The 13,761-nt window shown below is 60.7% G+C and carries 14 protein-coding genes; 4 read left to right on the forward strand and 10 right to left on the reverse strand.

Annotated elements, in window-relative coordinates:
- Window positions 1-8 precede the first annotated feature (8 nt).
- From ACZ51H_RS18645 to ACZ51H_RS18685, 9 genes are all read right to left on the reverse strand, one after another.
- Entirely contained in the window at window positions 9-1,283 is a 1,275-nt protein-coding gene (locus ACZ51H_RS18645; protein ID WP_464803722.1) for a HipA domain-containing protein, read from the reverse strand.
- Window positions 1,280-1,513 carry a helix-turn-helix transcriptional regulator gene (locus ACZ51H_RS18650; RefSeq protein ID WP_464803723.1) on the reverse strand — a complete coding sequence of 78 codons (234 nt, stop codon included), beginning with the start codon at window positions 1,511-1,513 and terminating at the stop codon, window positions 1,280-1,282. The genes ACZ51H_RS18645 and ACZ51H_RS18650 overlap by 4 nt, the downstream gene beginning before the upstream one ends.
- Window positions 1,514-1,639: 126 nt before the next feature.
- A complete protein-coding gene (locus ACZ51H_RS18655) occupies window positions 1,640-2,248 on the reverse strand; it encodes a DUF6088 family protein (protein WP_464803724.1) in 609 nt (202 codons plus the stop codon).
- 139 nt (window positions 2,249-2,387) lie between these two features.
- Window positions 2,388-3,494 (reverse strand): relaxase/mobilization nuclease domain-containing protein, encoded by a 1,107-nt coding sequence (locus ACZ51H_RS18660; RefSeq protein ID WP_464803725.1) that lies wholly within the window; start codon window positions 3,492-3,494, stop codon window positions 2,388-2,390.
- Window positions 3,487-4,023 (reverse strand): plasmid mobilization protein, encoded by a 537-nt coding sequence (locus tag ACZ51H_RS18665; RefSeq protein WP_464803726.1) that lies wholly within the window; start codon window positions 4,021-4,023, stop codon window positions 3,487-3,489. The genes ACZ51H_RS18660 and ACZ51H_RS18665 overlap by 8 nt, the downstream gene beginning before the upstream one ends.
- A gap of 259 nt (window positions 4,024-4,282) precedes the next feature.
- A complete protein-coding gene (locus ACZ51H_RS18670; protein WP_464803727.1) occupies window positions 4,283-5,206 on the reverse strand; it encodes a ParB/RepB/Spo0J family partition protein in 924 nt (307 codons plus the stop codon).
- Window positions 5,206-5,970, reverse strand: coding sequence for a ParA family protein (locus tag ACZ51H_RS18675; protein WP_464803728.1), 765 nt, complete (start codon window positions 5,968-5,970; stop codon window positions 5,206-5,208). Before ACZ51H_RS18675 ends, ACZ51H_RS18670 begins: the two co-directional genes overlap by 1 nt.
- Window positions 5,971-5,983: 13 nt before the next feature.
- Window positions 5,984-6,160 (reverse strand): hypothetical protein, encoded by a 177-nt coding sequence (locus tag ACZ51H_RS18680; protein ID WP_020820482.1) that lies wholly within the window; start codon window positions 6,158-6,160, stop codon window positions 5,984-5,986.
- 186 nt (window positions 6,161-6,346) lie between these two features.
- Window positions 6,347-6,739 carry a DUF3768 domain-containing protein gene (locus tag ACZ51H_RS18685; RefSeq protein WP_464803729.1) on the reverse strand — a complete coding sequence of 131 codons (393 nt, stop codon included), beginning with the start codon at window positions 6,737-6,739 and terminating at the stop codon, window positions 6,347-6,349.
- Between the two features lie 367 nt (window positions 6,740-7,106).
- Between ACZ51H_RS18685 and ACZ51H_RS18690 the strand changes: the two genes are divergently transcribed.
- The 4 genes from ACZ51H_RS18690 to ACZ51H_RS18705 all read left to right on the forward strand — a co-directional run bounded on the left by ACZ51H_RS18690 (window position 7,107) and on the right by ACZ51H_RS18705 (window position 13,022).
- Window positions 7,107-7,517 (forward strand): DUF4268 domain-containing protein, encoded by a 411-nt coding sequence (locus ACZ51H_RS18690; protein WP_464803730.1) that lies wholly within the window; start codon window positions 7,107-7,109, stop codon window positions 7,515-7,517.
- Window positions 7,514-10,321, forward strand: coding sequence for an AAA family ATPase (locus ACZ51H_RS18695; RefSeq protein WP_464803731.1), 2,808 nt, complete (start codon window positions 7,514-7,516; stop codon window positions 10,319-10,321). Before ACZ51H_RS18690 ends, ACZ51H_RS18695 begins: the two co-directional genes overlap by 4 nt.
- A complete protein-coding gene (locus ACZ51H_RS18700; RefSeq protein ID WP_464803732.1) occupies window positions 10,321-11,694 on the forward strand; it encodes an McrC family protein in 1,374 nt (457 codons plus the stop codon). The genes ACZ51H_RS18695 and ACZ51H_RS18700 overlap by 1 nt, the downstream gene beginning before the upstream one ends.
- Before the next feature lie 746 nt (window positions 11,695-12,440).
- Window positions 12,441-13,022 carry a hypothetical protein gene (locus ACZ51H_RS18705; protein WP_464803733.1) on the forward strand — a complete coding sequence of 194 codons (582 nt, stop codon included), beginning with the start codon at window positions 12,441-12,443 and terminating at the stop codon, window positions 13,020-13,022.
- Between the two features lie 155 nt (window positions 13,023-13,177).
- Here ACZ51H_RS18705 and ACZ51H_RS18710 read toward each other — a convergent pair whose 3' ends face one another.
- On the reverse strand, window positions 13,178-13,699 hold the full coding sequence (locus tag ACZ51H_RS18710; protein WP_464803734.1) for a hypothetical protein: 522 nt from the start codon (window positions 13,697-13,699) through the stop codon (window positions 13,178-13,180).
- Window positions 13,700-13,761 lie beyond the last annotated feature (62 nt).

The raw sequence follows: 13,761 nt of genomic DNA on the forward strand, positions 1-13,761 counted from the left end.
TCAATTACTTAATTAGAATGGGACTGTGCCTTCAGCGCCAACCGAGCAGCACGGTCGAGAACAATTGACGGGAGTTCACCAAGGCATGCGCTGTCATCTAGCCTTGGCACGGTGACGCCACCTGAAATGACCTCTTGGACCCGGGCCGCGAGCGCTGCCACGCGGCGGCGAAGAAACGGTAGAGCCAGTCCCGTATCGCCAGCAAAGCGATCAAAGCTTCCCGCATCTATTTCCTCAAGCGTGGCGGCACGCCCGAGACGCATGGCGAGCTTCGCTGACAGCTCCGGCCACATGTGGGTGGCGACCAGATCGTACAGCGGTGCCAGCACCACTTCGCCCTTGCTCTGGCGAAGGAGGCTGTAATTCTTCGCATGGGCGTCAGCGTTGCCGATGATTACATTGAAGATTGCCGCGTCGACGAGCTTCAGCACCTCGCGTGCAGGCCGGGTGGTCGCCTGGCGCACCAACGCGAAGCAATCGCGGAAGGTTGGCCCGCCTTCGCTGGCATATTTGCGGTTGGACGGTACGCCCTGCGCCTGCGCAAAATCCTCCTGATGCAACCGGATCGTATGGCCCTCGCGATCCAGACGATCGTAGCGAGTGACCAGCAGATAGGGTTTATCAGCGACCTCTCGCCACTCTGCCATGGCAGCATCGAGACCCACCGCGCGCGCCAGTGCCAAGCAGAAGCCTTCATTGGCGGCAAGGCCGGGAAAGCGATCGGGCTCTGGCTTGATGAGGTGTGTGGATGGCTCACCTACGCGCGGCACGGCCACCCGCCCCTCGGCCAGCACGACGGGGAGCTTGCCTTGGGCGCCAGCCAAGCTGAGCCGAGCGCCCCCTTCCCCAGCCAGCATCGGTACGCGCGGCAGGCGACCGATTAAAACCGCAAGCTCGGCATCATCCAGCGTAGGGGGCGGCTCACCTTCAGGAGGCAGCGGCGGTTTCTCCCTTTCGGGTAGAAAGGCGAGCGCGCCTGCAACATCACCGCCGAGCGCAGCCAACAATCGAAAGGGATTGTCAGCCGATACTCCGAGGGCGCGCGCGATGGCTGTTCGTTGCCCCTCTTCGGGCAGGAGTCCACCAAAGACGGCCTTACATAACGCATCGCCGAATGGCTCTGCTTGCTTGGGAAGCGCGTGCGAAAGCGGGCCTGCCGCTGGATCGGCCAGCCAATCGTCGGCATAGATGAAATGCATCGCGCCGCCACGGTCGATGGAAAGTTCACCGGCGATCCGCTGATCCGACCAAACAACAAGTCGCTCGAGAATGTCGGCGGTCATGTTGGCTGGCCCGCGATCACGATCCCGTCTGGACGACGAATCTGAAGCTCGCAGCCTAAAGCCGCAAGAACCGTAATGACCTTGCCAATCTGTGCCGTTGCCTTGCCGTGCTCAAGTTCGACGATGAAGCGCAAGCCCACTCCGCTAGCAGCCGCCAATTCGTCCTGGCGCAGCCCCAGTTCTTTGCGCTCGTCTCGAACAATCTGTCCGATCATCGTTATATCGAGCATATGCCCTCGCTTTCCCGAACGGGAAATATTCGGCAGGCCACAAGAATTCAAGTCCGAAGTTTCCCGATCGGGGTATTTAAGGCGCGATCATACGCTAAAGTCTTCCGAATTTCCCTATCGGGAAATTTAACCGCGCGCTGCCTGGATCTTTAGGACAATGTCGCCCATCCAGCCCGGCATGGCCGGACGGGCCGCGACGAGCGCGCGCGTATCGGCATCGTCAAGCCGCGCGGCGATGCGCCCGATCGCATCCGCGTTGATATTGCCCTTTCCCAGATGCGCGAGCGCCTGAACGATCGCATTCACAGACTCCGGCGCGTCAAGCACCGGCGCGCGGCTGTGCTTCAAGGCGACGGTGCGGCCACTAGCCCTGACGGTGCGGGTGCGGCCGCTGGTGGCGTAGCTTACCCGGGCGGGCACCTGTGTCGAGAGACCAAGGCTATTGGCGGCCGCCGCTCCCGGGGGCGCGAGCGCATCGCCGCTCTGTGCGGAGAGCGCCTGGGCCACCTGCCCGGGATCCGGGCTAAGGGCACCAAGCGTGTCATGCTGGCGGGGATAGTCGTAGAGACCGCGGCCGATCCGGCGGATGTCACCGGCACTCGCGAGACGCGACAGCGCCATGTCGACCGAGCCGCGCGTACCAAAGTCGATGAACTGCTTAGGCGTAAACACCCAGCCACGGCCTTTGCCGCGCACACGCTTCATAATTCGATTAGCCACCGCAGACATGCCCATGCTCCTATCTGTTAGATAATAGCGTGGTGTTTTCTAACAAGCTATGACCGGAGACAGCGCCAATTCCATCGACTTTCCAAGACATTTCAGCACATGGCAGTAGGAGCATCCCTTCGCAAGATCAGCCGCCCCATGCGGATCAACGCTCCCGTCCACGCTCCGGCGCTGGCCGCTCGGGGCCAGCTCCACCCTCCAGCTCGCGCGCCGGCTGTGTCGCTTGCCGCCCCTGCATCATCTCGCGGGCCAGGGCGAGACGTCGGGAGACCGCCGGCGGCATAGCCGCCAGGAAACCCGCAATTTCGTCGGAAAGCGCCTGGTCGTCGGCCTCACCGGTGCGTGCAAGCGCCACCGCCGCCTCCGCATAAGCACCGCGTATCTGCTTCTGGCGAACCAGCGCCATCACGTCTTGCGGCCGCCGTTCCTCATCGCGCGTGCGCGCAAAGGCCCGGGCGCGCAGCACGTTGAGTTCATCCATATTGAGCCGGCGCCCCTCCTGACCGATCCGAGCATCGAGATGCAGCGCTGCAGAGCGCACACGCTTTTGAACGTGACCGCGTGCGCGTCTGGGCGTCGCCTCAGCCGCGATGCCGCGCGCCCGTAGCTCATGCGCGAATGTCTCTCGCATATGATGGAGGTCGGCCTTGCGCGGGTTGAACCGCCTACCGTCCGCACCTTCGGTGGCCACCGTCAGATGGATGTGCGGATGATCGGTATCGGTGTGGAGCGCCAGCATATAGGCGTGATTGTCCTCGAACAGGATGCGGGCGAACGCCTGGGCGGCATCCTGCAGCGTCTCGGGATCGGTCGAACCGCCGGGCATGGAAAGGACCAGCGACAGCGAGGTCGGCCGGTCGCGGCCATGCTCGTTCATCGCCTCGTCGAGCATGGCCCAGTCCTGCGCGATCTCCTTCAGCCGTTTGGGATCATCGATGATCTCGCCTTCGCTCGAGCGCACCGCAAACTTCCCGTGCCGCGCAACATAGCCGAAATGCTCCGATAGATGATGCGCGCCATATTGCTTGCCCGAGACCTTGACCATGACCTCCGGGGCCTTGCGCACGATCCGCTCGAGCTTGGCCCGAGCCTCGGCCTGGCTCAGCGGCACGGACCGCCCCTGCCCTCCCCGGCCCGGTGCGCCTCGTCCGATGCGGACATAGGCCCCCCGCAGTGTCCGTTTACCGCCGGTGGGCGGCCGCCATGCCTCCATGAGGCTGGGCAGCGGCAGGATGCCCTCCTCCTCAAGCATCGAGGCTATCCCAATAGGCAAGATCGCCCTTGAGCGCGGTGCCGAGACCGGCAAGCGCCATCCGGATTTCCGTTCGAAAGCTTGCCACCCGCGCCGCCTCGCACGCGACATCAAGCCCGGATTCGACCATCACCGATGCGTTGAGCGCCCGCGTCGCCTGATTGAGATTGATGCCGATCCGGTTGAGCTCGCGCCACGCCTGGGCCACTGCCGCCCGTTCTTCAAGCGGCAGCGGTGCCGCCGAATGCAGCCGGCAGCGCACCAGCCTCGTCACCCAGTCGGTTCGCTTCATACCCAAAGCATCGGCCTTGGCATCCAGCGCGGCAATTTCCGCATCGGTCAGCCGGATCTCAAACCGCCGTGTTGCTCGCTCCCGCCGGCGGACTGGCCCCGACCTCTCGCCCTCCTCCGCGTCCACTGCATTCATGACGAGGCGCCGCAGCAAAACCGAGCGGCCACCGGCGCTCTCCGCCACAGCATCGAAGCGCTGGGCGATGTCATCGTCGAGACGGAAGGTGAAGACGGGCATGCATCAAAGGCTATTGTCATACATCCCCGGCGTCACGCCTATCCGGCCCTCACCTTCACTCAACTCATCTGATAGTCTGCTTGAGCAGACTTCGACCATATTTGGGAAAATGCGCCTATCATTCACGCCTGATCCACGAAGGGCGGCGCCAACGGCGCCGCCCCAGCTCGGACCTACGCAAAAGGCCGCACCCCGAAAGGGGCGCGGCCGACATACACGCGAACAGGATATGCGAACGCGGAGGAAGAGGGTCAGAGCATCACAGCGTCGGGCGTCCCTCAGACGCGGTGCAAAGTCGTTCGGCCGCGATCTCTTGCCGGGAACCATCGCCGAAGATCACGACAACACGCGGGCCGAGGACAAGACGCGCGGGACGGCCATCGACTTCAACGGCAAGGCTGGCCTCTGGCGTTTGCTCCCTTGGTCGCGCGACTGGCTGAGTCCCTGCCCGCGGTTGGGGACGGGCGACGGTCACTGCCGCGGCCTGCATCGGCGCTGCCTCGATGCTGAGAACGTCCGCCTTACCCTTCAGCCCGGCAATGAAACGCGCGCCTTCCGCCAATGTCGCGCCGCTCTCATCCCAGGCGCCCACATAGGCCTCGACTTCCGCAGGATAATCCCTGGCTGTGCGATGCAGGTCATAGAGCAGCCGGATCGGCGCGCGCGGGAGCGCCTCCCTGAGATAGGCAGGCATGTCACCATAGGCTGCATAGAGCGAGACGAACTGCTTGGAGCGGCCCAGCGCAGCGGCGATTTCGACTTGGCTCATGCCGCCCTTGAGCATACGGGCAATCGCACGAGCGAGCTCGACCGAAGAAAGGTTCGCACGCTGATCGTTCTCAACGATCTGATCGGCGAGCAGATGGGTTCCCTCCCCCTCGGCCACGACGATCGCCGGGATCGTCACCCGGCCCGCGAGCTGGGAGGCACGAAAGCGTCGCTCGCCCAAACGGATGCGATGCAAGCCGGCGGCGTCGGCGGGCGCAACCGTGATCGGCTGCAAGACCCCGCGGGCCGCTATAGAGGCCGCAAGCTCGGCAAGGGCGTCATCGTCGAAACTGCGCCGGGGATTGCCGGGGTCGGGGATGACCCGATCCAGAGGGATTTCCTCGACCCGGCGCGCCGTTTCATGCGCGCCGACTAGCAGGCCAAACTCCTCGATGCGTTCGTCGAACTTACCCATCAGGTGGCGGCCGCTGGCGCTGAACCGAGCCGCCGTTCGATCTCGGCGAGGATCGGCCGAATTTCCCCGGCCGCCGCCTTGGCCCCGCCACCACCTTCCATCCAGACCGGCCGATGATTTTCCGCGGCATGCTTATAGGTCGGTCGCGCCTTGATGAAGGCAGGGAACATCAGCCGCTCGCCCACCGCGTGGGCGAGCTTGGCGGCATTGTCTATTTCGCGCCGGTCGAACGGGTTGACCATCGATGGCAGCAATCCGAGGAAATCGATCTTGCGCCCTGCTCTCGCCGCCTCGGCCTTGCGCAGCGCGGTCAACAGCATCTTGGCGCACTCAACCGAATCTTCGGCGACCTGGACGGGCGCGATCACTGCGTCGGCGACCGCGAGAGCGCTCAAGGTAAGCTCGTCCCATTTGGGACCGGTATCGATCACGCAAAGATCGAAATGGGGCGCGAGCGCAGGAAAGCGGCCGAGAAAGTCGCGCACATCCTGTGCCGCCTTGATCATCTGCAAACGCTGGTCGGCAGCGAGCAAAGTGAGCCCGACCTGGCCATCGGCGGCAAGCGCCGCCGATGGATCGAAGAGATCGGCCGCGAAGCCACCCGGCCGCTCGCCGGCCAGACGGCGTGACGAACTGCCTTGCGGGTCCAGGTCGACGAACACGACCCGGCGTCCCGCCGCTTCGGCCAGATACCAGGCGAGATGCGTGGCGAGGAAGGTCTTGCCTACCCCGCCCTTGAGAAGGCTCACGGCGATCGTTCTCATCGGTGCGGCCAGCTCAACAATAGTCGTCCGGACCATCGCGTAGATTGCGCTCATAATGGTCACGCGATGACCAGTCGCCGCCACCGCCAATGCCGGGACCGACATAGCGGAACAGGTAGACGGTGAGCGCAAAACAGCCGAACGCAAAGAGGATCGCGTGATCGGGATGGGCGGCGAAATAAGCGGACATGAAGGTAGCTCCTCAAACGGTCTGATCCCGCGTCGGCTCACAGTTTTGCACTGGCCGCACGGGGGCGACGCTCCAGTGCGCCCTCCCCTCCTCAAGCGCGCTTGGCGCTTGGAGATCCTTTGCGCGCAGTCTGCTCAAGCAGACTTTTCACAGCCATCCCCCCGGTCAGGGGGATGGCTGTGCCGATCAGTATTCTTCGGCGAGTAGGATCGTCAGAACCCGAGTGGTGACGTCGGGATTGGCTGGATCGGGTGAGCCCCAAGCAAGCTCGAGATCATAATAGTCGATCTTCCAGTAGAGAATGGCGCTGCCATATTCGAAGCGACCAAAATCATGCTCGCCCAATGGATCGTTGTCGGAATTGAAGCTGTCATAGTTTCGCACCGTGCGCAGGATCTCAGCGCGTCTGCGAAATCCGCGGAAGAGGGAAACATCCCCGACCAGCGCGGCAACGCCCGCGGTCATGACGATCTGGTTTCGGCCAGGGCTGCAAATAGATCTCCGCAGGCTGTCATTCAGTGCGGCGATGCGGTCGATCCGCTCGGCTCGGTCTGCCGATTGCTGGGAAGGCTGCGACATGGCTGTGACTCCGGTCTGGATCAGCCCCGCCCATCGGGGCCTTCCGACAGGCGCCCCAAGGGCGGCGTCATAGCGGGGTTGTGCACCCGGAGGGTCGCAACGCAGTGGAGAAGCCCGCCTATGCGGGCTTGCTCGGCCCCGCGCGCCGACCAGGAAGCCGACAGCGGAAAAGGAACCGGATGGCGTTGCTCCCCCCGGTATCGCACCCAGTAGGCAGACACAGACCATCGCCGAGACGCGTGACCTATCGATCACGACAGAATTTGTCACCCCGTCGAGATATAATAGGCCTATCCAGGAGGATGAAAGATCGACAGGACTAAGATCTGCTTTAACTTCAGTTTTTTGCGGGGGAAGGCGACACAGAATGACAAAGCCGATCGAGCGCTATCTAAGCGAGCTGACTCAAAAAGCCCAAGCCGCCGGTCTGGATATGGCAAAGCCAGGTTCCAATTGGGCACCCATGCGACCTCTCGTTCCCGGAACGCATATCAGCACGAGTGTCACCAAGGATAAGGTCCAGGTAAATCTCAACAATGATCGCGACGAAGATCGGCAGCGCTACAACGCGCTAGTCGTTGATCGCGCGATAATCGATACGGCCATTGGCATGGGTTTGAAATGGGAGAAGGATAGTAACGTCAAAAAGACTGTGATCCGGGCAACGCGTGATGGAGGATATGATGTCTCCGACTGGGAAGAACAGCATGAATGGGCCATCGCAGTGATGAAGGCCTTTGTCGATCAATTCGGTCCGCGCCTTGCGCGCTTCGGTTGACCGACTTCATGCAGGACCAAGCGTTTAAGGCGGCGCTCAGTGCCGAGGGACAAGCGACCTCCAGCGTTTCCACCCGGCTGTCCGATGCGCGTCGTATAGAAAAGCATTTCGGCGATCTTGATGCCGCCTTTGCCCAAGATGGCTGCGCCGCGATCATGCAGGCGCTGACCTATACGACTTCGGACCAAGCGGCAGGTCGGGCCAATCCTTCGGGCATGCCCATCGACGGAAATCTCTATGATTCCCTGAGCAGCTACAGATCGGCTTTATCGGCCTATATTCGTTTTTTGAATGCATCGCAGACCAAAGTCGATGAATCCCAGGCTGATCGCATTCGCCAGTTTGTTGCGAGACATTATGCCGAAAGCGCGCGCCAGGAGGCGCGCAAGCAATTCACGGTGATCTCAGGTCAAGTGCATCGTGACATGAATCTTCACAACGCCATGCCGGCTGTCTGCAGCGCGCTTGGGTCTAAGAAATTTACCGCAATGATTGATGCCGAGCTTGCCGAACGCGAGGGGCCCGCGAATAGTTCGACGGTCAAATTCACCTTTGCTTTTCACAAAAACAGCAATTTTGACATTGCCGCAGCCGAACGGGAGCTACGCCGACGCTATGGCGATCCCATTCCCACGATCAAGCCCGAAGGCAACCAGAAGATCATTAGCTTCGCACTCCCTGATGAAAGACAGATTGCTCTTGAGCTAGAGGGAAAAAGCGTCCGCCTGTGGGTTGAGGATAACGCAGGCGCCCCACCGCCGCCTTGCGAGAAATTCGACACATATCTTCCGAGCCAGGGCCGCCAGGCCAATCTTCCGAGCCGCTTGCGGAACAACCCGCCGGGCGACATCGAAGCACGACGTGTCATCAAAGCAGTTATTCCCCAGCTAACGACGCTGACCGCCGTGCTGGACTGGTATGAAGCAATCAACGAGGACATCATGCAACTGACCCGCGAGGCCGTCATTGAGGCCATGGCTGAATGCGATGCGCTAGGCCTTCAGCAGTTTCTCACCACGCATGATTTCAGAAATCCCAACAGCTATTGGGTGGAGGAAAAGGGCAGGCATTATCCTGCAAAGGCGATTGCCAATGTCGGGTTACGCGCGATCCTCGGACCATCAACGAAAATCGTCGATGCAACCCGCTCGCGCGACATGCTTACGCGGCTTGGTTTTCTGGTGATCGACCGCAACGCCCAAGAAGATACAATACCGTCAGACGAGCCGTTGCTGCCGGAAAAACAACTGCTGCAAACCACAAACCTGATCCTGTACGGCCCGCCCGGAACCGGGAAGACCTACGCCACGGCGTGGGAAGCCGTGCGACTCTGTCTCGGAGACGTTGCGGCGGCGCACTTGCGCCACGACAGGGATGGCCTGATGGCCGAATATCGCCGCCTCGCTGGCGAAGGGCAGATCGAGTTCGTCACCTTCCACCAGTCCTTCTCTTATGAGGATTTCGTCGAAGGATTGAGGCCGACGACCCGAACCGAACTGGAGGGTGACCAGGAGCAGGATGTTACCGCATCAGGCGGCTTCAGCCTCAAGCCGCATGCCGGTGTCTTCAAGCTCATCAGCGAAAGAGCGCGGCTCGACACGGGTGACGCGCCCACGCACCGGCTCGACCGCTCGAGATCCATTTATAAGATCGCCCTCGGACAGCGCGGCAATCAAGAGGATCGGATTAAGGAAGGGCTCGACGGAGCGCTGATCCATCTGGGCTGGGGTGGTGATATCGACTGGTCCGACGAACGCTTCGACGATTTCGAAGAGATTCGGAAGGAGTGGAACGAGAAAAAGGATCCCGATGCCTCCGGCAAAGACCCCAATATCGAGATGACCTACGCTTTCCGATCGGGCCTTCAGATCGATGATTATGTGATCATTTCCGATGGACGGGATAGCTATCGCGCCTTTGGTCAGGTGACCGGCGAGTATCGATTCGATCCTGATGCCAGCTTCCATCCCCACCGTCGCAGCGTCAAATGGATCTGGCGCGACGACGAGGGCGCAGAGCGAAGTGCCTTCTACCCGCGGAACTTTCGGCGGCAGTCCGCCTATCGATTGGATCCGGACGAGATCGATTGGGATGCGCTGGAAGCCGTCGTCATTGGCCCCAACGCGGAGCGCCCCGTCGCCAGCGCACGGCCACATGTGCTGGTCATCGACGAAATCAACCGGGCCAACATTTCGCGGGTGTTCGGCGAGCTGATTACGTTGCTCGAAGTGGACAAACGCTTGGGCTGCGAGAATGAAGTACGGGTCCGGCTACCCTATTCCGGAACAAGCTTCGGCGTACCGTCGAACCTCCACATCATCGCCACCATGAACACCGCTGACCGTTCAATCGCGCTGCTCGACACCGCGCTGCGCCGCCGCTTCACGTTCCGCGAGTTGATGCCAGACACCGAAGCGCTTCGCGGAGCGCTGGCGGCACAGCAAATCGACGCCAATAATGTCGACGGAATCGATCTGTGCAAACTGATGCGAACCATCAATGAACGGATCGAGTATCTTTTCGATCGAGAACACCAAATCGGTCACGCCTATTTCACAGGATGCCGCAGACGTGCGGACGTCGAGTACGTCATGCGTCACAAGGTCATCCCGCTTCTGGCCGAGTATTTCTATGAGGACTGGTCAAAAGTCGCTGCCGTGCTCGGCGACAGCGCGGCGCGTGCCGGATTCATTGAGGCAAAAAGGCTTTCCGCGCCGGCGGGCTTTGCGGAAGATGAATTTGGGGGCGACAAGCTACGCTGGAGCGTGAAGGCAAGCTTCGATTTCTCGGAATTCGAAATCTGATGCCGTCCTACACCGTTCGCGAGTGGGACAAGCTCACCTATGGCGACGGCGAGGGCCAGATTCCCCCGCAGCAAGCTGATAGGCTGGCCAGCCTGGCAGCCCAATCGGCATTTGCCGGTCGGGGCGGAGGCGGCGTGCTCGACCACGGGCGACACGCCTTACGCGCGCGGGGTGTGGTGGGAATTCTGGCAACCCACGATTGCAGCTTAGAAATTCTACCCAAGATAGACGTAGCGCCAGGCGAAGCGATCGATCATCAAAATGCGGCGATCCGGAAACGCCTGATCCACATGCTGGCTGTCGCGCTCGATCTCAAAATCGACCTTGGTGCGGTGACTGATCTTGCCTGGCAGCGCGAAACGCTGCTTGAAATCCTGATCCGTATCTTCTGCGACAAGCTGACCGAAGCCCTGCGTAAGGGAATGCCGCGTCGCTACGTCGGGCATGAGGAAGATCTGCCGACACTGCGCGGTAGGCTCGACATTACCCGGCAGTTCACCCGCCATGCGGTCAACCCATCCCGACTGGCCTGCCGCTTCGATCTTCTGTCGGAGGATGTAGCGCTTAACCGCATCATGAAGGCGGCCATTTCCCACGTGTCCCGCATATCGCGTCGTCCGGCCAACCAACAGCGATTGCGCGAACTCGCCTTCGTCTATGCGGACATCACCGATGTACCAGTGTCGGGACTGCGATGGGATGAAGCAGTCATCGATCGCACCAATCGTCCTTGGCGGGACTTGTTCGCCATGGCCCAGCTATTCCTCCGGGGCCGCTACCAAACAACGACCGGCGGGACGGGTCAGGGGACGGCCCTCCTTTTCGAAATGAACACCTTGTTTGAGGAGTATGTCGGGCGGCTGATAGCACGCGCACTTGCCGGAACAGAGTTTACCGTATCTCTGCAAGGCGGACGATTGTTCTGCCTCTCTGCCGAGGACAACGGCCGAGGCCTGTTCCAGACCAAACCGGACATCCTGATCCGTCGTTCGGGCTTCGTGGTGCATGTGATCGACACCAAATGGAAAAGGATCGCGTCACGGATGGATGATCCCAAGCAGGGGGTCTCTCAAGCCGACGTCTATCAGATGATGGCCTACGCGCAGCTTTACGACGCACCACGCCTGACGCTCCTTTATCCGCACCACTCCGGGCTTGGAGCAGCAGAGGCGATCCACGCACAGCACCGGATAACTGGTCATGCTACCGTTCTGGAAACAGCAACGATCGACGTGTCGAACAGCGCTGGCATGCTGTCGCGCCTGCGCCATATGCTTCTGAACGAGGGGGCAGCTTCACAAATGAAGACGAGCGCGTTTGCAAAAGGGGGCTCTCAGATCAAGTCTACCTTCCCCGATGAAACCCAGAGCTGATGGCCGGACAATGCTGGCGAGCAGCCGCGCAATTTCCTGCACCAGATTTCGACGACAATGCGCTCAAAGCATATGTTCAGGTCGTCGGCGACCCAACTCCTTTGATCCGAAGCGGACTACCCATGATAGGGTCACCAGCTTGGAGTTTAGGACTTTGGGGGATCACATCGCTGTTCAGCCTCGCCAATCCAACGCATTGTTTTCGAGTACTACCCCATGCATGGGCGCGCTTCCATGAACCGCAAGTAACGGCCGGCTTCGCTTATTTCCTAAACAGCGGCCCTGCTCGTTGTCGCGTCGCTCGGGCGCTCGCTTTTGTGAAAGCTGCGGCGAGATGTGCTGGCCGGAATGTAAGCAGCATCGATGCATTTGATGTCCAGACGGCACGATGCGTGGCCGAAGAGAATCGCACAGATATTCTCGTTGAATTGCGCTCTGGCTCGCGGCGCGTTGGCGCGGCGATCGAGGCAAAGTTCGGGCATAAATTGACTAGGGGCCAATTACCTAAGGCGGTCGGTCATGTCCGAGATTGCGATTGGATCGTCCAGGACTCCGTCTTGCTTGTCGTCTCGCCCGACGCGGCATCGTTGAACCCGGCCATCATGCGGCAGAACCGAAATTGGCATGCTGCATCCTGGTGGTCGCTACTAAGCAACCTCGAGCAACTTACCGATCCAGATCATGACTGCGACGACTATCGGCGCTTTCGGCGAACCGTTTGGCGCAGGGCCTATTAGGAGATATCCGTGATTACTGTACCGGAAAGCGTGCTCACCTATTTTGAGCAATCTGCTGTAGAAACAGCCGTAGATCTCTTGTTGACTGGCAAAGAGCCCAAAGTGCCCGACAATCTTCGTTGGGACGAGGTAGCATCCTTTTACCGTGCCTGTCTCGCAGCAAGACAAGTTCAAGCCGAGTTTGCATTATTAACCGAAGAGCTTTGGCGAGCTATTTGGCATGCTGCGCCGACAGATTGGAAGCCGCGCGCGCCGGCTGACCCGGAAAGACCCGACTTGGGCGTAGGCATTTCCACTATCTGGGATGAAGGCTGCTTCAGTCGGCGTTTTGAGCAAAGGAATTGCTCTCTCGAATTAACCGCGGGGTTATGGTCCAACTCCGGTGTACAGATTGGCGTCGCGCTTTGGGATAAGGGTGACAAAATCTTGTTGGATAGCAGCGCGCTTCTCGGGTGGGCGCAAGAGGGGTATGACATGTTCTGGACGCAAGATGAGATTGCCCCCCTAGCCAAGACGATCGACCCTGCATCCTTCGAGCGATGGACCAAGCAGGCCTGGGCCGCCGTCGCAACAGCAACGGCGACGAACTGACGATCTGCCGGGTCCGTCGTTCAGCGCACCGCATCAGCTTTAGGGAAGGCCACACCCCCCGCGGCAGGGATCGTCACCCGAATGGGCTGAGACTTGGAAATCCAAGGCTCAGGGCGAAGCCTAGAGCCCGGTCCGGCATCGCCGGAGCCGCCCGTTCAGCTCTTCACGATTCTCCGGAAATTGCCGAGAACAGAGCACAGCTTCTGGCTTTTGCGCTTCAGATCGGCGAGCCTTTCTTCGGCTTCGGCTTGCTCGAAAAGCAGCATCAGACGTTCAGCCTGCTGCCCGCGGATCGAGACATGGCGCAAGATCACGATCCATTTTCCGGTTCGCTCGAGCGCGATCTTGGCCTGACCATGGGCAAGAAACGACCGTAGGCCCTCGAGTGTGCGGAGATCCGAAAGGGCCTTGGCGGCCGCCTTGCCTTCTTGAGCGAAAGCGCCTTCTGCCTCGATAAGTTTGCTGAGGTCATCGAACCGCTGACCGATCAAATGCCGCAGCCGTACTGTCTCCCCTCGACCCGGAATGGCCTTGAGAAGGAGCAGCGTTTCGGTGACGGCCGCTTCAGCCGCCGAGAAATGCTGCAAACACGCGCCGCGCCACGCGTTCACATCTTGGATCGCCTGGTTCCACAAGGGATCATCGTTGGCAATTTCGATTGGCGCACCTTCATTCATGCCAAATGCGTAGCGCTGCTGTCTTTATTTTCGTTGAATCAATGACACGCCCTCCATGGCAA

The sequence above is a fragment of the Sphingobium sp. TomMM15 genome, from assembly GCF_055397045.1.